At 43.7% G+C, this 19,411-nt stretch carries 17 protein-coding genes and 1 tRNA gene; 10 read left to right on the top strand and 8 right to left on the bottom strand.

The features are described from left to right. Positions 1–126: 126 nt before the first annotated feature. The 4 genes from IQ276_RS26875 to IQ276_RS26860 form a co-directional block, all read right to left on the bottom strand. Entirely contained in the window at positions 127–828 is a 702-nt protein-coding gene (locus tag IQ276_RS26875; protein WP_193919728.1) for a J domain-containing protein, read from the bottom strand. A gap of 15 nt (positions 829–843) precedes the next feature. Then, entirely contained in the window at positions 844–1,806 is a 963-nt protein-coding gene (gene cysK / locus IQ276_RS26870; protein WP_193919730.1) for a cysteine synthase A, read from the bottom strand. A 92-nt stretch (positions 1,807–1,898) separates the two neighbouring features. Next, positions 1,899–2,336, bottom strand: a complete 438-nt coding sequence (locus tag IQ276_RS26865; protein ID WP_193919732.1) for an RrF2 family transcriptional regulator — start codon at positions 2,334–2,336, stop codon at positions 1,899–1,901. A 296-nt stretch (positions 2,337–2,632) separates the two neighbouring features. After that, positions 2,633–4,351: an iron uptake porin gene (locus IQ276_RS26860; RefSeq protein WP_193919740.1), complete on the bottom strand. Its 1,719-nt coding sequence runs from the start codon at positions 4,349–4,351 to the stop codon at positions 2,633–2,635. 334 nt (positions 4,352–4,685) lie between these two features. On the opposite strand from IQ276_RS26860, the gene IQ276_RS40350 reads away from it, so the two are divergent. Beyond that, on the top strand, positions 4,686–4,808 hold the full coding sequence (locus IQ276_RS40350) for a hypothetical protein (protein ID WP_255264350.1): 123 nt from the start codon (positions 4,686–4,688) through the stop codon (positions 4,806–4,808). Positions 4,809–4,987: 179 nt separating this feature from the next. On the opposite strand, the gene IQ276_RS26855 is transcribed toward IQ276_RS40350, so the two are convergent. Both IQ276_RS26855 and psbD read right to left on the bottom strand, forming a co-directional pair. Beyond that, positions 4,988–5,269, bottom strand: coding sequence for a 4a-hydroxytetrahydrobiopterin dehydratase (locus IQ276_RS26855; protein ID WP_190877648.1), 282 nt, complete (start codon positions 5,267–5,269; stop codon positions 4,988–4,990). 955 nt (positions 5,270–6,224) lie between these two features. Beyond that, a complete protein-coding gene (gene psbD / locus IQ276_RS26850; RefSeq protein WP_190877404.1) occupies positions 6,225–7,283 on the bottom strand; it encodes a photosystem II D2 protein (photosystem q(a) protein) in 1,059 nt (352 codons plus the stop codon). A 381-nt stretch (positions 7,284–7,664) separates the two neighbouring features. On the opposite strand from psbD, the gene IQ276_RS26845 reads away from it, so the two are divergent. The 4 genes from IQ276_RS26845 to IQ276_RS26830 all read left to right on the top strand — a co-directional run bounded on the left by IQ276_RS26845 (position 7,665) and on the right by IQ276_RS26830 (position 9,722). After that, positions 7,665–7,937: a UPF0367 protein family gene (locus IQ276_RS26845; RefSeq protein ID WP_190877402.1), complete on the top strand. Its 273-nt coding sequence runs from the start codon at positions 7,665–7,667 to the stop codon at positions 7,935–7,937. 13 nt (positions 7,938–7,950) lie between these two features. Next, the gene (locus IQ276_RS26840; protein WP_190877400.1) at positions 7,951–8,628 is read left to right on the top strand and encodes an ABC transporter ATP-binding protein; all 678 of its coding nucleotides are present in this window, start codon (positions 7,951–7,953) and stop codon (positions 8,626–8,628) included. Between the two features lie 327 nt (positions 8,629–8,955). After that, positions 8,956–9,507 (top strand): NYN domain-containing protein, encoded by a 552-nt coding sequence (locus IQ276_RS26835; RefSeq protein WP_073645673.1) that lies wholly within the window; start codon positions 8,956–8,958, stop codon positions 9,505–9,507. Positions 9,508–9,650: 143 nt separating this feature from the next. Further along, a tRNA-Asn gene (locus IQ276_RS26830) sits at positions 9,651–9,722 on the top strand. Positions 9,723–9,904: 182 nt separating this feature from the next. Here the strand turns inward: IQ276_RS26830 and IQ276_RS26825 are convergent. Further along, positions 9,905–10,753, bottom strand: a complete 849-nt coding sequence (locus IQ276_RS26825) for a lysophospholipid acyltransferase family protein (RefSeq protein ID WP_193920253.1) — start codon at positions 10,751–10,753, stop codon at positions 9,905–9,907. Between the two features lie 318 nt (positions 10,754–11,071). On the opposite strand from IQ276_RS26825, the gene IQ276_RS26820 reads away from it, so the two are divergent. Next, positions 11,072–12,169: a D-alanine--D-alanine ligase family protein gene (locus IQ276_RS26820; protein WP_193920255.1), complete on the top strand. Its 1,098-nt coding sequence runs from the start codon at positions 11,072–11,074 to the stop codon at positions 12,167–12,169. Positions 12,170–12,528: 359 nt separating this feature from the next. Next, complete coding sequence (locus tag IQ276_RS26815; protein ID WP_190877442.1) at positions 12,529–13,023, top strand: hypothetical protein; 495 nt, start codon at positions 12,529–12,531, stop codon at positions 13,021–13,023. Between the two features lie 709 nt (positions 13,024–13,732). Here the strand turns inward: IQ276_RS26815 and IQ276_RS26810 are convergent. Further along, the gene (locus tag IQ276_RS26810) at positions 13,733–15,838 is read right to left on the bottom strand and encodes an acylase (protein WP_193920257.1); all 2,106 of its coding nucleotides are present in this window, start codon (positions 15,836–15,838) and stop codon (positions 13,733–13,735) included. A 489-nt stretch (positions 15,839–16,327) separates the two neighbouring features. Here IQ276_RS26810 and IQ276_RS26805 point away from each other — a divergent pair, with 489 nt between their 5' ends. The 3 genes from IQ276_RS26805 to IQ276_RS26795 all read left to right on the top strand — a co-directional run bounded on the left by IQ276_RS26805 (position 16,328) and on the right by IQ276_RS26795 (position 19,393). After that, positions 16,328–17,359, top strand: a complete 1,032-nt coding sequence (locus tag IQ276_RS26805) for a FecCD family ABC transporter permease (protein WP_235116005.1) — start codon at positions 16,328–16,330, stop codon at positions 17,357–17,359. After that, positions 17,360–18,400: a FecCD family ABC transporter permease gene (locus tag IQ276_RS26800; RefSeq protein WP_190877392.1), complete on the top strand. Its 1,041-nt coding sequence runs from the start codon at positions 17,360–17,362 to the stop codon at positions 18,398–18,400. Positions 18,401–18,532: 132 nt separating this feature from the next. After that, entirely contained in the window at positions 18,533–19,393 is an 861-nt protein-coding gene (locus IQ276_RS26795) for an ABC transporter ATP-binding protein (RefSeq protein ID WP_228042804.1), read from the top strand. Positions 19,394–19,411 lie beyond the last annotated feature (18 nt).

Below are 19,411 nucleotides of genomic sequence, written 5' to 3'. Positions count from 1 at the left end.
CTCTTGCAAAAGTCCTTCTTTGCGTTCTCTTCTCTGCGCCTGCGTGAGATAAAAACTTAATTTCTGCAAGAAGTCTATTAGTAATTTGTGAATAACCAATGTGCCATCCCCCATGCCCCATAACTATTAACTTACAGATGCTTGTGCTTCACAGTGTAATCTCGTAGCTATGCGGAATAGTTCGTGACCCGTGTGCAAATAACGCTCATCGTAGTTTAAAGGAAAATAACCTAATTCATCGAGTCCATCTGCTAATTGATCGAGGCTGTAGTAGAGGTGAGCCGCTGTTCTTGCCAGACTGGGGGGATTGGGGAGGGAGCGAAAGGTAATTTGTGCCTGCTTCAAGTCTTCTCGACAGGTTCTTAAGTATTCCTGAAATTCATCCAATAACTCATCGTCAAAGGGATCGGCAGCTAATTGCTCCATTTGTTCTTCCAAGGAATAAAGAATAGTACAAAGCAAGCGATTTACTGGTTGATAAACTTGGTGTAGCCATTCCTCGACTTGCTCATCAACATCGCGTCCCGTTTTGCGTGTTGCTTGGTAACGTTTTTGCGCCGATGCTGTACGCTGTTGGCGATCGCTATCTAATCTTCCAGACTTATCTTGCAGTTGCTGGTCGTAATTGCGGCGATTTTGGTTGTCGCGTAAGACCTCATACGCTGCATTAATGCGGATAATTTGTTCGCGATCGGCTGTTTCCTGATTACTGTCGGGATGAAACAACTTCACCAAGCGGCGATAAGCTTGCTTAATCTCCGCTTGGCTAGCATTTGGACTAACTTTGAGAGTTTCGTAATGGTTAGAAACGTGTTTAGAATTGACCATTAATTCAATTTATCGTTAGCTGACGCTAGCGGCTAACTTGGTCTCCAAGTCTTGGAACAACGGTGTACTGAGATACCTTTCTCCAAAACTAGGTTGAATCATTACAATTAAACGTCCTTGATTTTCTTGACGCTGAGCAACGCGAATTGCTGCACATAAAGCTGCTCCACTGGAAATTCCAGATAGTAGCCCTTCTTCTTTTGCCAAACGCCGACTGTAAGCGATCGCTTCTTCATCAGTGACGGTAATCACTTCATCAATCAATTTTATCTTTAGCACTTGGGGAATAAACCCAGCGCCAATTCCCTGGATTTTGTGCGGTCCTGGTCGTCCCCCAGATAAAACTGGGCTATTGGCTGGTTCAACAGCGATCGCCTTAGCATCAGGCTTGCGTGCTTTAATCACTTCTGCCACACCAGTGATCGTACCACCTGTACCCACTCCTGCCACAATTATATCTACTTGTCCATCAGTATCTTCCCAGATTTCAAGGGCTGTAGTTTCCCGATGCACTTTTGCATTCGCTGGATTGCGGAACTGCTGCAACATATAAGTATTGGGCATACTATTAACTATCTGCTGCGCTCGGCTAATTGCCCCACTCATGCCTTCCATTCCTGGCGTTAGTTCCAGTTCTGCTCCAAAAGCCCGCAACATTGCGCGTCGCTCTCCACTCATAGTCTCTGGCATTGTTAAAATTAACCGATATCCCTTAGCTGCTGCCGCCATTGCTAAAGCAATTCCAGTGTTTCCAGAGGTAGGTTCTACCAACACCGTTTTAAGAGGAGTAATCAGCCCTTCCTCCTCAGCGGCATTAATCATACTTACCCCAATTCGGTCTTTAACTGATGCCGATGGATTCATACTTTCTAATTTCACCACAATTTCAGCAACACATCCTTCACTTTGCGGAATACGGTTTAACTGCACTAGGGGTGTACGACCAACTAATTCTGTAATGTTACGAGCAATTCGCATAATTCATTCCTTAGTTAATTACTTATTGGTCATTGGTCATTAGTCATTAGTCATTAGTCATTGGTCATTTGCAAAGGACAAATGACTATTGACTAAATGTAGTACATAATGTCTAACTGCCGTCGGGAATCTAGTTTTTCACAAAGATCCTGGAGTGTATATTTTTGTAACACTGAGTTTGCAGCGCGACTTGCTTCTTGCCAAATTTCTTCAATAACTGAACTGTCTACTTTTTTGGGATTAAAGTCTTCTTGACACGTCCTCACCTCCAACCCTTCTAAACATTCTAAAATCTCAAAAAGGATAATTTTTCGAGGTTCTCTCGTTAATAGATAGCCACCTTTTGACCCGCGCTGACTCTTGACTATACCCCCACGCCTTAAGGTTGCTAGTAGTTGTTCCAAATAGCGATCGGGTATGTTTTGTTGTGCTGCAATTTCTCGAATTTGCAGAGGTTCACCACTTTCGTAACGGGCGGCGATCTCTAATAATGCTAGAATTCCGTATTCAGATTTACACGATAGTTCCACAAGCAGTAATAAGTTAGGAGTTGGAAGTTAGGAGTTATTCAATTTTGGATTTTGGATTTTAGATTTTTCCTTCAATCCAGAATCGAAGTTGCGCTGTTAGCGCACCAAAGGTGTGACCCAAAATCTAAAATTGGCAAAGTTAGAAGTTTTTGCTTCTTAATTCACAACTCCTAACTCCTAACTTTTCTAGTATACTCCGGTGAACCACTGGGGTTTATTTGTTGCTACCAACAACAAAAAGCCCCGCCTTATGGCGGGGAGCAATTAAGTTAAATTATTGGCAGATTGTCAACGTTCTAGAAGGTGAAAGTTGTTCTCAGTGTACCGATAATCGCATCGTCATTAGCGCTGTTTTGACCGGGAGAGGTCAACCAGATCACACCAGGGGTGATTGAGATATTATCTGACACGCGATACTTGTAGAAGCCTTCAAAGTGATAAGGTACATCATTGCCAGCAGCACCAACCAATCCTCGGTTACGTGAATAAGGTTCTGCACCAGCAAAAATACCTAAAACGTTACCTTTTTTACCGAAATCAGGTAACGCTATCCCAAGACCATAGCTCCAAGCTTCATAATCATCACCTACACCGAAGCCTGTGACATCATGGTAAGAAACGAAGCCACTAACTGATAGTTTGTCGCTGGGTCTAAACGCAGCGGAGACACCGTAGGAGTTGCTGGAACCTGCACCTAGTAGAGCGTTAGCTTGTCCAGTACCTACTGCAACAACATCTGGGTTTGACGTAGAACCGGAGTTGAATAAAGAACCACCTGCGCCATTATAACCGTGGACGTAGGTTGCAGCTAAAGCTATGCGATTACCAACACTAAAGTTCAACTGTCCTAAAGCAGCATAGTCGCCGTTGGTAAGACCTGCACTGAGATTAGGATCGTTAGCTTGCGATGCCAAGTAACCCGCAGTGATTGAACTGTTACCCAGAATACCGCCACCTTTACCCAAAGGTATATTCAGCGCTATACCGGCACCACCACCAATTCGATAGATGGGACTTTCAGAAGCAAAGGTGGACAAAGCACCGTTACCGCCGTCGGTTTGATCGAAAAAGTAAGGGTTGTTGACGGCTGCATAATGGCTGTGTCGTCCGCCACTAGCTGCGAGGTAAACGTTGGCTGGTCCTATGGGAGCTTCATAAGTCAAACGGTCTATCTTGACGCTGTTGTTACCATCGCCAACACCGACTTGAAATGTTTGTGTGCCTTCAGCGGTATCGATCCCAACACCATTGTTATCAACTTGTGTAAAGGCTTGTGCATTACCAGCAGCAAGGCGGGTATGCAGCACATCTCTACCAGTGAAGCTGGTTTGCAAGTCTAAACGTACTCTATTTTGGAAGACGGTGTTGTTATTATCACCAGTGTTTCCCCCAAACACGTCACTAACTGCAAAAACAGCTTCACCAACTAGTTTGGTGGTAGTAGAGAACTGATTGGCTTCTAATTCGGCGGTGCGAGCTTCTAAGGAATCTACACGACCGCGTAGGGTTGCCAATTCTGCGGAAAATTCTTCTTGTAAACGCTGTAAGGTTGCTAAGTCTTGTTTGGTTACCAAGTCAGCTGTTGCTGTGGCAATCAATTCGTTAACTCTATCCAAACAAGCGTTCAAACCAGCGGCAAATTCGTAACGGGTTAAAGCACGGTTACCACGATAAGTGGCATTTGGATAACCTGCAATACAACCATAGCGCTCAACCAGGGACTGTAATGCTTGGAATGCCCAATCAGTGGGTTGTACATCAGAAAATTGGGAAACTGATGTGACTTGAGACTGAGAGTTATTCTGGTTGCCTTCGTTACTGTAGCGGTTAACCTGATCTAAGGTTGTTTGAGCCAATATTTCTGGCTGTTGGGCAACTTCAGTGACACCTGGTTGTTCAGTTGGTGATACTTCAGTGGTTGTATTCGGAGCCGCGATTGCTGTTGTTGAAACTAGTAATGCTGCTCCCAAAACTGCTGGGCTAACCACTAAGGATTTCCACAAGAGATTAGACATCTTTTCTTTACTCCTCACACCTTGTATAGATAATTCGGTTCGTTGCACCTAATTCTTAAAAATGCGGCATCTCATTGAAACCTGTGGATGAGGCATGGTTGCCTCTAATACGATTTTAGTTTTCGCAAAGCTAATAAACGATTAATTTCTAGTTAAAAATTGATGTGATTAACTTATGCAAAAACATATCCATATATCAAAATATTATAAAACATGAAATTTAGATGGCAAGATTGAAGCGAACGCCTTAATAACTGTCACACATCAGCCATTTATATATCCAAGTAGGGAGTAGGCTTTCGGGCGATCGCTAATCCTAACTTAAGCTAAATTTTTGAAAGCTTTAGATACCCAGCAGCTTCTGGGTAGAAATCAAATGTTGCATCTAGCCTTGAAAATCAGAAATTATCACCATTGGCAATGCGATCGCTCGGTTATACCAACGAAGTTCGTCTAGTATTGTTGGAACAAAGACAAGATCAAAAAACCAATTGCAGTCATAAATAAGTAAATAAAAATCAAAGATTGGGCATGGCGTATGGGGCATTGGGAGGATTAGGGAGAGAATTTCACCCCACCTCCCCATCTCCGCCATACCCCATACGCTACGCCCAACCTTATGTCAGGGGAAATCAGTTACTGAATTTCGGAAATCACCCCAGCAAGATCAAAGTCATTCTGGGTCAGCCCACCTGCATCATGTGTTGTGAGTGTAATCTTGACTTTGTTGTAAGAAATCTCTATGTCTGGATGATGTCCTGATGATTCAGCAGGTTCCACTAGCTTATTGACAAACTCAATTGCTTGGATAAAATCCTGAAATTTGCGAGTGATCTGCAACTTTGCCCCTTCAACTGCCCAACCTGAAAGAAGCTTTGCCTGTTTTTGAATTTCCGCTTCAGTTAGTAGTTCTGCCATATTGAAAAATTCCTAGCTATATGTTGGTTACATATTGGATATCATGAAACCAAACCTTTTTGATTCTGCACACAGAAGGATGGGAGGGTGAAACTTCACTAATTTAAGCTTCGGAAAAAACTATAAGACGATGGTATCTGAGCTTTCAAAAGCAACCACTGTTGAAGAAGAATTCAGAAGTCAGAATTCAGGAGTCAGAATGAAGACGCTCGTTCGCCTTTGGCGTCTCCCTTTGGGAGAAGACTCGGCGGGAGCTAGCTATCAGTGGGGGATTCAGACCCACCACTGTCTTGTTGACCACTAAATATGCAGATTTAGTGGGGGTCTTAAACCACTGGATTCAGACGCGACGCTCGAGTACTCGCTAACGCTCCACTATCCACCAGTTGCACAAAATTCATTATTCATTCTGAATTCTGACGACTGACGCCTCTATTGTGTTTCGATAAAACAAAAATTACCCATAAAAAACTATCCGCTCTGATTTAGATCGGGAGATCTAAGTCAGAGCGGTCTAGCGGGTCTTCAGGTTGCAACCAGACTGCCGGAAGGAACTCCGAGCTTAGCCTAGCTACTTGAGCTAACTTAGTCTCTCAAGATGACTAAGGCTAACTTTTAGAGAACAGCCCCGGCACACAGCCGGCTAACTGCAACCTGATGACCCATGCTTTTACTACTTTCTATCATGGGCATCACCTCCTTGTTGCCTAAGCGGTCTTAGTCTCAAAGGGACAGAGCATTTCGCTCCGGGTTTATAACCTGTACCTAACATAACACATAAATTTAGAGTATTAGCCATAAATACAAAAAAATCTCCCACTAAAAGGCAGGAGATGACTGGAGAATGAAGAATATTAACACCTTCTTGGCATCAGCCAAGGAGATTATTTCATCTGGGTGGTGTCAATATATCGCCAACCACAACCCTGATTCTGGTTATGGTCGGCTTTTGTGATTAGAGAGCGTTACCGCGAGGTAGAACTTCCTCAGGGAATACAAATTGTTCGTGGATCTGATCTTGAGGAGCCATCCAAGCGCGGATACCCTCATTCAGCAAAATGTTTTTGGTATAGAAAGTTTCAAACTCTGGGTCTTCCGCCGCCCGCAATTCTTGGGAGACGAAATCATAAGCCCGCAGGTTGAGTGCCAAACCAACAATACCAACCGCTGCCATCCACAAGCCTGTAACTGGCACAAATAACATGAAGAAGTGCAGCCAGCGCTTGTTGGAGAAAGCAATACCGAAAATCTGTGACCAGAAACGGTTTGCGGTCACCATTGAGTAGGTTTCTTCTGATTGGGTGGGATTGAATGCCCGGAAGGTGTTAGCTGCTTCACCGTCTTCAAACAAGGTGTTTTCGACGGTGGCTCCGTGAATCGCACACAACAGCGCACCACCCAACACACCTGCTACACCCATCATGTGGAAGGGGTTGAGGGTGAAGTTATGGAATCCTTGGACAAACAAAATAAACCGAAAGATTCCTGCCACACCGAAGCTGGGGGCAAAGAACCAAGATGATTGTCCCAAGGGGTACATCAGGAATACACTGACGAATACCGCGATGGGGGCTGAAAATGCCAAAGCGTTGTAGGGACGAATTCCTACTAGCCGCGCAATTTCAAATTGCCGCAACATGAAGCCAATTAAACCAAAGGCTCCGTGTAGGGCTACGAATGGCCACAATCCACCCAATTGGAACCAACGGGTGAGGTCGCCTTGGGCTTCTGGTCCCCACAACAGCAATAGGGAATGTCCTAAACTGTCTGCTGGGGTAGATACTGCCACTGTCAAGAAGTTACAGCCTTCCAAGTAGGAGGAGGCTAAACCGTGGGTGTACCAAGAGGTGACGAAGGTTGTGCCTGTCAGCCAACCGCCTAGTGCTAGGTAAGCGCAAGGGAACAGTAGTAACCCTGACCAACCTACGAATACAAAGCGATCGCGCTTGAGCCAGTCGTCTACTACGTCAAACCACCCTCTTGTACTTGGGGCGCGTCCAACTGCGATGGTCATTAGAGCAAATCTCCAAATGTTATAAGTACAGGTTGTATCTGTATTATAGATAGCTATTCAGGAGCTTCTCTACAATGCAGAAAGTTAACCAAGTCGTTAACCTAGTTTACAATTTTTTACTAACCTTTAATCATAGTAAGTGTAAATCTCTAATTTTTCTAGGGGATTTGTCATAAAATTTAACTATTGATAGAGATGGGGCATGGGGAGATGAGGGAGATGAGGGGGATGAGGGAGATGAGGGGGATGAGGGAGAAAAATTGCTGCCATGTCCCCCTTGTCCTCTTCTCATGCCCAATGCCCAATGCCCAATGCCCTTTTCCCTAGAATCAGTCAGCTGACGCTAAAATGGGTGCTACAGTTAAATTTGATTAATGCTAAATGTTTACCATCGACCTAAGCATCAGAAACACTGCTTTCCCAATCTCAGTGCAACGTAAGTCAGCAGAGGATGCTGAGGCTGTCTATCAGCTAATTTTGGCAGCGATACGTTCTGGCAATCCTGACATAGTAGAACTAAAGTGTGAAGGCAAAACAGAGAAGAAGATTGCCGTCCGTGCTAGTGAAATTTCTGGGGTGCAGATTGTTCAGAAAGATGGTGTAACCACTGCTAGTGGTAGACCACCTGGCTTTTTCGCTCTAGCTGCTGAGTAACCAAGGTTGACAAATGTCTCAAGTGGGCATTCAGGTAAAGGATTTAAATTTCAGTTGGCCTAATGGAGAGAAAGTTATTAAATCTTGCTCTTTAGAAGTTCCCAAGGGTGAATTTTGGATGCTTTTGGGTACAAACGGCAGCGGTAAATCAACCTTACTGAGGCTGGTGGCGGGGTTATTAGCTCCGGAGTCTGGCGAAATTGGGGTTTTGCACCCCGTTGGCTTTGTCTTCCAAAATCCGGATCATCAATTGGTGATGCCAACAGTCGGCGCTGACGTGGCTTTTGGATTGGTGGAAGAAAAGTTGCCACCTGCTGCTGTGAGAGCAAGAGTTGAGGAGGCGCTAGGGGCGGTGAATTTGCTTAGCCTACAACGGCGCCCTATATATGCACTTTCTGGGGGACAGAAGCAGCGAGTAGCGATCGCTGGTGCGATCGCCCGTCGCTGTGAAGTCTTATTATTAGATGAACCCACTGCCTTATTAGATCCAGATAGCCAGCTGGATTTAGTGGCTGGTGTCCGTCGCCTGGTTAAAAGTCGAGGTATCACAGCCCTCTGGGTGACTCATCGATTAGACGAGCTAAATTACTGTGACGGCGCTTTTTTATTAGAAAAAGGTTCTGTTGTAGATAGGGGTGAAGCCGAACGCCTTAAACAACGTCTGATGCAAGTACACACTGAAGCCTCTTGATGGGCATTGGGAGGTGTGGGGGGTGTGACAGGTGTGGGAGGTTAGGAAGCTTTTTTATAATCTCCCCACACTCCCCCATCCCCCCATGCTTCCCACACTTTCCGTTCCCTCATCTCCCCATCTCCCCACTCATTACTCAGCACTGTTGATATGAAACGCGCCTTTTTAATAAAGGCGCGTTTTATGTTATTACCTCTATCTTCAGGTTAGTTTTATGAACCTGGAGTATTTTTTGTTTTGTGTAACATAGTGTTACATACAATGCATCAATTATTATAAAAATTATGAATGAATTTTGCTAACTCTAGAAAATTGTGATTAAAAACCATGCCCCGTTCGTTACTCCAAGCCGTTTTGTTAGTGGACGGCTACAACATAATAGGCGCTTGGCCTTGCTTGAAAAAAACCCGTGATAGCGTTGGACTAGAGGCTGCACGTAGCGAACTTGTGGAAGCAATGACTGGTTATAGTGCGTTTCAAGGTTATGCAACTCAAATAGTTTTTGATGCCCAATATCAAAATTCTTCTAGTAATAAAGAGATTATTACAGAGCTTTTATCTGTTTATTACACTGATTTTGGACAAACAGCAGATACTTATATTGAAAAATCGTGTGCGTCTTTTCGCCAGCAAATAGCTCAATCTTTGATTTCTCGTGTGATTGTTGCCACATCAGACCGAGCGCAGCAGTTGATGGTGCAGGGGTATGGGGCTGAATGGTTGTCCGCACAACAACTCTGTGGTGAGGTGGAAGCTACCGTCTGTCGGATGCGACAAAAGTATCATACACGCAAACAGTCAAAGAGTAGATTTTTAGCGAATGCGATCGACGCCAAGGCACGGCAGCGTCTGGCTGAATTACGAATGGGATTACAGTAGATATTAGTATGCAAAAGTCTCTGTTTAGCCTGTAGAGCGGGTTTCATCTGCAAAAATCTATAATTAAAAATCTAAGAAAAAAAATTTAGCCAAAGTACTTGCCAAATCCTATCCTTTACCTTAATATTATAAATCGTGGGTGATCCTCAGTAGCTCAGTGGTAGAGCGATCGACTGTTAATCGATTGGTCGCTGGTTCGAATCCGGCCTGGGGAGTTAAAAAAGTTAGCAGTCAGTATGAGTTTACTGATTCATGGCTGTTAAATCAAACAAAGGTTAAACAATGTGAGCTAAGAATGCCGCGCAGGCAAGTTAGCAAACTTATACTCATTACTGGGAGCATCTCAATTTGATAAAATTGGATGCTTCCAAATTGTGCCCTTAAGCCTGTAAGTCCGCTATGACTTAGCAGAGAGCTTTATTAGATTGTCTAACTCTTGCTGCATCTGACTAACAACTAATTCATAACATTGATTGACATATTGGCGATCGCTGGCTGCTTGCCGACCGTACCGTTCAAACACAATGGGAGAACAAATCCGCGTGTACAAGGTCACAGGGAAGGGAATGTTTGGCAGTGGCCCAATTGCTAATCCCCAAGGTAACCCCAGATAAATGGGAAAAACTTCCGGGTCAATTCCAAATAGCCAAGGCATTCCCCATTCGTGGAGTTGCTTCACAATTTTGTAGCAGTCGGCAAGCACAATCAGCGTATCGTGGGCACCCCAAGAAATCGCAGGCACAATTGGCACATTTTCCCGCAAGGCTAACTTGATAAATCCTTGTCGTCCGGCAAAATAAATTTTGTTACGCAAATGATGCGGTCGAAAGACATCTTCGGCTCCGCCTGGGTAAACTAACACACTAGCTCCAGAGCGCAAAGCAGTGTAAGCCATTTTCGGATGAGCCATGATAGCTCCAGCTTTAGCAACTAGTTGCGCTAGGGGCGGGCTAACGTCCCAGGCTTTGGGATGCATCAAACCATAAATGGGTCGCTCCACACCAAAGCGTCGGAACCAGTCGTACATCATCATTGTCATATCTGGTGCAGCGAGTCCTCCATTGTGCGAACCGACAAACAAAACTTTTTCTTCAGGTCGAATATTCTCCCAACCACTAGTTTGAACTCGGAAATAGTAGTGATACAAAAAGCTAAACAAGGGCATTAGAGATTCGATGAACTTCGGATCTCGTTCATCTAAAGACCAACCGGGTTTTTTGTTTAAGAGATGTTGCTTTTTTAACATCGATGCATTCTAACAGCATTGGTAAAGGTCAAACAATCCTTTTAATTAGCCCTTGATTGCAAGACTGTTGACTTTTGATTCTGGATTTCAATCGCCCCATTTTGCTATGGGGTTAGTCTGGGAGTGTCAAAACTGAGTTATCTTCAGAGATTGTGACAATTACGAACTCCCTTTTTAAGTTTCTCAGAAATTAAAACCACTAGGTTAACCGTGGTGCAAAAATCACCAGAAGTTTGAACAGACAATAATATGGAAAAACATGGCAACTTTTGTAGGTTGTGATACGCTATCTGCTTGAGGAGTGTTGAGGTACTGAAAATGACTAAACTGCGCGTGGGGTTATTGTTTGGTGGTCGTTCGGGAGAGCATGAAGTTTCCATTAACTCAGCACGGGCGATCGCTAAAGCCTTAAGTGCAGAGCAAAATACTAGTAAGTACGAAATATTGCCTTTTTACATCCAAAAAGATGGACGCTGGCTAGCGGGGGAAGCACCCCAAAAGGTTTTAGAAACCGGCGTCCCGTTACTGGAATCCCAAGAATCAACTTCTGAGGGACTGACATCCAACCCTCAAACCCAAACCCTCAGCCAATGGCAATCACCCTCTCAAGTTGCCCAAGTGGATGTTTGGTTTCCGATTCTCCACGGCCCCAACGGTGAAGACGGGACAATTCAAGGGTTACTCACTTTGATGCAAGTGCCTTTTGTGGGTTCTGGGGTGTTAGGTTCGGCTATGGGGATGGATAAAATTGCCATGAAAATGGCGTTCGAGCAAGCGGGACTACCACAGGTGAAATACAAGGCAATAACTAGGGCGCAAGTTTGGTCTAATCCTTGTGTCTTTCCGAAACTCTGTGATGAAATTGAGGCAACGCTGGGTTATCCTGCTTTTGTTAAGCCTGCTAATTTAGGTTCATCAGTGGGCATTGCTAAAGTGCGATCGCGCCCAGAATTAGAGGCTGCTTTAGATAATGCCGCTAGTTATGACCGACGGCTAGTTGTAGAAGCTGGTGTGGTAGCCAGAGAAGTAGAGTGTGCCGTTTTAGGTAATGACCAACCCCAAGCCTCTGTCGTTGGAGAGATTACATATGATAGCGATTTTTATGATTATGAAACTAAATATACTGAAGGTAGGGCAGATTTACTGATACCTGCACCGATTCCAGATGCCATCGCTCGTCAAATTCAGGACATGGCTTTACAAGCTTTTGCCGCTGTTGACGCGGCAGGGTTGGCAAGGGTAGATTTTTTCTACGTGGAAGCCACACAAGAAGTTTTGATTAACGAAATCAACACCTTACCAGGCTTTACTGCAACTAGTATGTATCCTCAACTCTGGGCGCATAGTGGAGTTTCTTTTCCAGAATTAGTTGATCGATTAATTCAACTTGCTGTTGAAAGATATTCTCCTAGCTAACAAAAAAAATAAACTCGCTGATTTGCTTTCTGATTACAGCAAAAAGTAGCAACAAATACAGAATTTGGGCAAAAGTTAGCCAGATTTAGTAGCCTTTGTTTTACAAAAAAGTTACTCAAATCTGAACTTTTGTTACGGATACCTGATGCTTAGCTCCTCCAGTACAATTTATGGACTAGAGGGGTACAAATCTGAAAGTAATCATGGAAAAAAGTCAGAGTGTACAGCACGAGCCAACCCAACTAATAGGGGCCACTCCAGAGCTGACAAACAAAAAATCGAGATTAAGAAAAAGCTCAAATGGTCTGATATATTTGGTTGCACATCATCCTTGGCTATTGTTAACTGGGTCTTTAGCTATGTTTATCGGGGGTGGCACCTTTGCCTTGTACAGCTTAGGTAATCCTGGACAGGTAGCACAAGAAGAACCAGAACAAATTCCAGTTATCATTGAGGAACCAATCAATACGCCCTCTGAGAATAGTAATGCTACACCTTTATGGATGGTGGCTGCGATCGCCCTCAGTTGTGGTAGTGGTTGCTTGGTGATTTTCCGAATGCTCAACCGGAAAACGCAACCCCAAAAAATCCCAAAACAGGTTAACCGCCATCACGCACGCTTAGCAGAAGCTCGCTACACAAGATTGGAACCGAGCCTTCCCAAAAACCAGCCAATTTTTGTGCCCCAGCGACAACTAATGCCTGTGATGCAGACACTACCTAAAACAAAGCATTTGGTGACGGTTCTACCAGCAGAACACAAGCACCACCTGGACACGCGCCCAGAATCTTTAGCAGACTTGATGGATCTTCGTAAAGACAGTTCATTATCTGCGATTTTACGCCAGTATTAATAATACAGTAAAGTAAAAGCCTGTCAAATTAATACTTTTTTTAAATTAAGGTGACTAAGATTCCTGATTTCTCTAAGAAGTCAGGAATTTTATATTATTTTGGATTTTAGATTTTGGATTTGTAGATTGGGTTTCGTTGCTAAAACCTTGGGAACCAAACCAAAAGACCGACTCTCAAATCTACACGATTTATTTTTTGGGCTGAATCCAAACGTATTGAGATATGAGCAATTAGGAAAGTTATAAATCTGCCAAAATGGCAACCAGCTTTTGATTAACCAGGCTAAATTATATGAAGATAAACGACTTCAAGGGTGTTGTTATCAGGGACTACCAAGCAAGGTTTTTTTGTAAAAACACTATTTACTAAGTGATTTCCAGAGAAAAAACCATCTCAAAAAATTATTATGAAAGGATTTTTTTGACGGATAAATATCAATAATTAAGTTTGACATTTGCTACAACAGGAATATTAAATGTATATGGGCATTGTTGTTGAACTACGCATTAGCCCCCAAATCACAAGCAAAGTCTGTATACATTCCTGTCCACTTCAGTAGCAAATGGTAGAGTGGGAGTCTGAAAGCTAACTGATATGCTTCCTCCCACTCTCTTTTTATTTGTACATTTTTCGGGTAGCACAGCTGTGCTACCCTACGAACGCGAGTGCGTCCCGCAGGGATGGAATATTTTTTTCTTTGGAAGTCCCTTAGAAAACTTTTCGTGCTTCCAGATGAGCAAGGATATCAGAGCGATCGCGCCACACAGGACGCAATTTTTTCTTGGCGAACATGTTTAACTGGTCACCAATGTGGGGCGATCCCGGTTGAGTTGCATTGCCGTAGCTGGTGAGTGCCATTGCTCGTACAGGGTTAGAAAATTCAATGGCCGCAACATAGGAATCGCCAGCCTCGGATTTAAACTTCCCATCTGACTGCGGTGATGAATAGAGGTTTCGGAAGATGCCAAGAGGATCTGGGCCACCATTGCCAGGTAAATCTATGTTGCCATAACGTAGCCGAAAAACATCTCCCCATGCCACATCAATAGTTCCATAGGTTTTTTCTATCTCTGCTGCTACTGCTTCGAGTGTTGCAACTGCACTTTGGGGATCAGCTAAACCATCGGGTGTAGTGCGTGGAGATTTTTCACTCCAAGGTTGACTAAATGTCTTATCTAAGTCGAGCTGTTGAACCCAAAAGGCAAATAGTACTGCTCCTCGACTATCTGCATTGGCTTGCCGATCCCAGGTTTCCAGAACATTAGCTGCTTTTTGTCCCAAGTCCTGGCCGTACTTGCGGGCAGCAGGAATTAAATCATCCAACAGGCGATCGCCCATTTCCATACGGGTCGAGTGCTTGTATGCAATCATTTCATCAAAAGAGATTTTGTCATCCTCAGCCAACATTCTCACAGAACGTTGTGAGCGGAAATCCATGAAACGAGGTGCCATGTAAGACGGGTAATCATCTGCTTTAATGGCGGCTGGAAAGGTGGTTGTCCAAGGTGGATCGTTAGCATTTTGCAACCAACCACTCTTGGGATCGACTATGCGGGGTAAATCTTGGTATGGATGAATTTTTGTCCATAAAGTTTTAGATGTATCGCCAGGAATCACACCTTGCCAATATGCAAAATCTCCTTCTTGACGTACTGGAACTTGACCGTTGAATAGGTGCATAATATGTCCTTCTCTATCGGCATACATCACCGTAAACATCGATAGTTGCAAGCGCTTGAGTGCGTTTTCAAATTGGTTGAGGTTTTTTGCTCGTGCCATATCCCACCACTGTTGGAGTACACCTGGTCGGTCAAGACCAACAGCTCTCAGTGCTAAAGCTCTACCATTTTTCTCGATTACCACAGGCCCGTGGATGGAACTCTTGACTAGTAACCGTTGTTCTTGTAAAGAGCCATCTTTCTGCTTCACCTTCAACGACAGGGTTTTGGCAAGGAATTTGCGAACTTTGCCATCAAAGCGGTAGCCATTATCTGCCAGGGCGAGTTCATACAAATCCCAACCGTCATAGGTGTTAACGGTGTGAGTCCAACCCAAATTGTTGTTAAAAGCGATCGCCAATACGGGAATACCCACGAGTGTTGCTCCATAAGCATCAATTCCCGGTGTGGTGATTTGAGCTTCGTACCACAAAAATAAATCCGACCAAGGTAGATGTGGATTGGCTAGTAACATGGCGTTCCCACCGGCAGAATGAGTTGGTGCGATCGCCCAACCATTAGATCCTGGCTGCAACTTTTTTTTGCCCAGGTCGAATACTAACTCCGGATCGACCACAAGGGTGAAATTGAGTACGCGATGTAAGTGAGCCATCACATCTTCTGCTTTGACTGGTAGGACTGCCTCAAAGCGATCGTCAATCAACTTAGGATTTTGGTCAGCATAAGCATTGATCCCAGCAGCAAAAGCATCCAGATAACTACGAAAACTTGGATTCTGTGCCTTGTACCAATCACGAGCGCGTTCTGGTACTCCCATAGACAGTACCCAACGATCTGACTCTAGATATTCCTCTCCCCAGTATTCGGCCGCGCGTCCCCGTGCTTGGCCGTAAAGACGCAAAAGCAAATCTCCATGACTTTGCATTTGTGCCCAACCAAAGGCATAAAATGCACTCTGGTCATCTTTACCGTAAATATGCGGAATACCATAGGTATCCCATAATATCTCTGTGGATTTTGTTGGTACAGCTATAGTTTGGCTGCCCATGAACAAAACTAGTATCAAACTGAGTATTAAGGGTAAAACACGTATTGGTTTCCTTCTGTAAACCTTGAGTAAAATATCAATCCTCATTAACACCACCATGTGTGAGGTATAACGCCTGTGTCATTCGTCACTTGTACTGAGCAAAGCCGTAAAGCCTGCGGCATAGCTACGCTTAGGGCGCAGCCTCTCGTAGAGAAGTATTGGTCATTTGTCCTTTGTCAGGAGGAGGCAGAAGTCTATGGCAGGAACTTGACAAGGTAGATTCAGGTTGTTCTAAACAATACCACTTTATTGAGAAAATATATCAAAACTTTATGAGTATCTTTTATTCGGTTAAAAAATAGTGAAATGGTTGCATGATAATGTAATCTATATATTTATCAAGAAAGATTATCAATTTAATAACTAGAAGCTCCTAAATGTTGAGAGTGGTAATTTACAGTATTTTTCATCTATTTGAACCACAATAGGGGCGCACATCTGTGCGCCCCTACCATAACGATTTAATTACCGGAAAAACAGTGTAAAAAACAGATAACCAGCAGAGCCTAATATTTCCAGATGCCAGCAAGAAACATGATAAAAGCCAGCATGGTGTTACCTAGAGGATTGAAAAAGCCACAAATGTCAGCCTTATCTGGTCTGATTTTGGGACTTTGTATGCTGCTAATTTGTTTGGTGTACAGTGTGACGCTGGGTGCAGCAGAAATACCTCTAGGTAAGATTTTGACATCTTTTATAGCCTTTGATGGTTCCTACGATCACTTAGTTATCCAGACTGTGAGATTACCGCGATCGCTTATTGCTATTCTTGTAGGATCAGCCTTGGCAGTCTCCGGAGCGTTAATGCAAGGCTTAACACGCAACCCCTTAGCAGATCCGGGGATTTTGGGTATTCAGTCGGGTGCAGCAGTAGCGGTGGTTGTAGCGACTTTTGTATTTGGCAGCCCATCCCTAAATGTTTACACGATTGTGGCATTTCTGGGAGCAGGAGCCACGGCAATATTAGTTTACTTCCTTGGTTCTTTAGGACGAGGAGGAGCCACTCCATTAAATTTGACGGTAGCAGGTGCAGCTTTAACTGCTCTGATCTCTTCTATCACCACTGCCATTCTGATTGTCAGCCAACGCACCCTAGAAGAAATTAGATTTTGGTTAGCTGGTTCACTAGCTGGCGGCGATATCAATATGTTTTTCCAAGCATTGCCCTTCGTCCTTATTGGATTAGTCATGGCTTTTGCCCTTGGTAGACAAATTACTACCATGAGTTTGGGTGAAGACGTAGCTAAAGGCTTAGGTCAAAAAACAGCCTGGGTAAAAATTGCAACTGCTATCAGCGTAGTTTTACTAGCAGGAAGCTCCGTCGCCATTGCTGGGCCAATCGGCTTTATTGGTTTAGTCGTTCCCCACATCGTGAGATTTTACATTAAAGCCAATTACCGTTGGATATTACCTCATTGTGCAGTTTTGGGGGCTATTTTACTTTTGGTTGCAGATATTGGCGCCCGTGTGTTGCTCAAACCACAGGAGTTACCTGTAGGAGTGATGACAGCGTTTGTTGGTGCGCCCTTTTTTGTCTACCTGGCTAAGTCAAAGGTGAAAAAATAAATGAATTTTGATTGGCTAGTCATTCGTTCCCAGACGATATCCTTTCGTATAGACCGACGTGTACCAATCATGGTGCTATGTTTGGCAGTAGCGATTGTAGTTGCAATGGTGATGAATTTAGGGCGGGGTGAATATCCAATTTCGCCTGGGGATATCGTGAAAACTTTATTGAGTTTAGATACGGGAAACCCAGACCATACATTCGTGATTTACAATTTGCGTCTACCCCGCACCCTTGTAGCTTTGATGGTGGGGGTGGCGCTGGCAATTTCTGGCACTATCTTTCAGGGACTGACACGCAATCCATTGGCAGATCCCAGTATTATTGGGATTAATGCTGGGGCGAGTCTAGCAGCAGTTAGCGTAATTGTCTTATTTCCATCAGCACCAATTTACACCTTGCCGTTATCGGCTTTTGCTGGTGCTTTGCTGATGGCGATTTTAATTTACTCCCTGGCTTGGAATAACGGTAGCTCGCCGATTCTGTTAATTTTAATGGGTATTGGGTTATCTGCGATCGCCAGTGCCATAACCAGCTTAATGATTACCTTCGGCGAAATTTATAACGTTAGCAATGCTTTAGTTTGGTTAGCTGGAAGTGTCTATGGACGTACTTGGGAGCAAGTCTTTTCTCTATTACCTTGGTTAGTTATTTTTGTCCCAATGGCTTTGACATTGGCAAGACATTTGAACGCTCTCAACTTGGGAGATGATGTTGCTAAAAGTCTAGGTAGTCGGGTGGAATGGCAACGTGGTTTACTCGTTTTGGTGGGAGTAGCTTTAGCGGGTGCTGGAGTCGCCACCGCCGGCAATATTGGTTTTGTAGGTTTAATTGCACCCCATTTAGGACGACAGTTAGTAGGTACAACCCACGAAGGCTTGATTCCTACTTCTGCACTGTTGGGGGGAGTGATTGTTGTGATAGCAGATTTCTTAGGCAGAACATTGTTTGCACCTATCGAACTTCCTTGTGGGGTGGTAACTGCTGCCATTGGCGCTCCTTATTTTCTGTATTTATTAATTCGTAATCGGAAAAAATAAGGAACTGGGGACTGGGGATTGGGGACTGGGGATTGGGGATTGGGGACTGGGAAAAAGGATATTTTATCAACTAACAAATCAGATTTTCATAAATCCAAAATCTAAAATCTAAAATCTAAAATGGTTTCACTTATGAAAGGATTGTCAACCAAAAGTCTATCTTTAGCTTACGATGGTGCTACCATTATCCGTGACCTGAATTTGGCAATTCCCAGCGGACAAATTAGTGCTTTAGTTGGTGCCAATGGTTGTGGTAAATCAACATTGTTAAGAGGTTTGGCAAGATTGCTAAAACCGCATGGCGGTATAGTATATCTTGATGGAACTTCTATTTTGAATCTTTCCACCAAAGAAGTAGCACAGCAGTTGGGTATTTTGCCCCAAGGGCCAGTAGCACCGGAAGGTTTAACAGTACGAGATTTAGTAGCACAAGGACGTTATCCTTATCAAAATTGGTTACAACAATGGTCGGCAAAAGATGAAAAAATCGTACAGCAAGCGCTAGAGATTACAGATTTATTGAAGTTGGCAGATAGAGCATTAGATACTTTGTCTGGTGGACAAAGACAGAGAGCTTGGATTGCTATGGCGCTGGCTCAAGATACAGATATTTTACTGTTAGATGAACCAACTACTTTTTTGGATTTGGCACACCAAATAGAGATTTTAGATTTATTGTATGATTTGAACCAAACTCAAGGACGAACAATTGTCATGGTACTCCATGATTTAAATCAGGCATGTCGATATGCTGATTACTTAGTTGCTGTTAAAGATGGTCGAATTTTTGCTGCTGGCGAACCAAACCTAGTGATGAATAAAGAAATGGTTCAGGAGGTTTTTGGATTGGAGTGTCGTATTATTCTCGATCCTGTTGTGGAGACTCCTATGTGCGTACCAATAGGACGCAAGGGGAAAATAAAGAAGAATACAGAATATAGAATTCAGAATTCAGAATCAATTAGTGGCGAGCTTGAATTCCCCACTAATTGAAGTCTACTAAATTGGAAC

The sequence above is a fragment of the Desmonostoc muscorum LEGE 12446 genome, assembly GCF_015207005.2.
GTDB lineage: Bacteria > Cyanobacteriota > Cyanobacteriia > Cyanobacteriales > Nostocaceae > Nostoc > Nostoc muscorum.
Note: the sequence above shows the minus strand (reverse complement) of the source record. Positions and strands in the feature narration are given on the sequence as shown.

Excerpts from the sequence above, each read along its gene's own strand:
- IQ276_RS26835 (WP_073645673.1), top strand. The coding sequence starts at position 8,956 with ATGCCCCGTTCGTTACTCCAAGCCGTTTTGTTAGTGGACGGCTACAAC.
- cysK (WP_193919730.1), bottom strand. The coding sequence starts at position 1,806 with ATGCGAATTGCTCGTAACATTACAGAATTAGTTGGTCGTACACCCCTA.
- IQ276_RS26825 (WP_193920253.1), bottom strand. The coding sequence starts at position 10,753 with ATGTTAAAAAAGCAACATCTCTTAAACAAAAAACCCGGTTGGTCTTTA.
- IQ276_RS26875 (WP_193919728.1), bottom strand. The coding sequence starts at position 828 with ATGGTCAATTCTAAACACGTTTCTAACCATTACGAAACTCTCAAAGTT.
- IQ276_RS26845 (WP_190877402.1), top strand. The coding sequence starts at position 7,665 with ATGTTTACCATCGACCTAAGCATCAGAAACACTGCTTTCCCAATCTCA.
- IQ276_RS26855 (WP_190877648.1), bottom strand. The coding sequence starts at position 5,269 with ATGGCAGAACTACTAACTGAAGCGGAAATTCAAAAACAGGCAAAGCTT.
- IQ276_RS26840 (WP_190877400.1), top strand. The coding sequence starts at position 7,951 with ATGTCTCAAGTGGGCATTCAGGTAAAGGATTTAAATTTCAGTTGGCCT.
- IQ276_RS26805 (WP_235116005.1), top strand. The coding sequence starts at position 16,328 with ATGATAAAAGCCAGCATGGTGTTACCTAGAGGATTGAAAAAGCCACAA.
- IQ276_RS26815 (WP_190877442.1), top strand. The coding sequence starts at position 12,529 with ATGTTTATCGGGGGTGGCACCTTTGCCTTGTACAGCTTAGGTAATCCT.
- IQ276_RS26820 (WP_193920255.1), top strand. The coding sequence starts at position 11,072 with ATGACTAAACTGCGCGTGGGGTTATTGTTTGGTGGTCGTTCGGGAGAG.
- psbD (WP_190877404.1), bottom strand. The coding sequence starts at position 7,283 with ATGACCATCGCAGTTGGACGCGCCCCAAGTACAAGAGGGTGGTTTGAC.
- IQ276_RS26860 (WP_193919740.1), bottom strand. The coding sequence starts at position 4,351 with ATGTCTAATCTCTTGTGGAAATCCTTAGTGGTTAGCCCAGCAGTTTTG.
- IQ276_RS26810 (WP_193920257.1), bottom strand. The coding sequence starts at position 15,838 with ATGAGGATTGATATTTTACTCAAGGTTTACAGAAGGAAACCAATACGT.
- IQ276_RS26800 (WP_190877392.1), top strand. The coding sequence starts at position 17,360 with ATGAATTTTGATTGGCTAGTCATTCGTTCCCAGACGATATCCTTTCGT.
- IQ276_RS26795 (WP_228042804.1), top strand. The coding sequence starts at position 18,533 with ATGAAAGGATTGTCAACCAAAAGTCTATCTTTAGCTTACGATGGTGCT.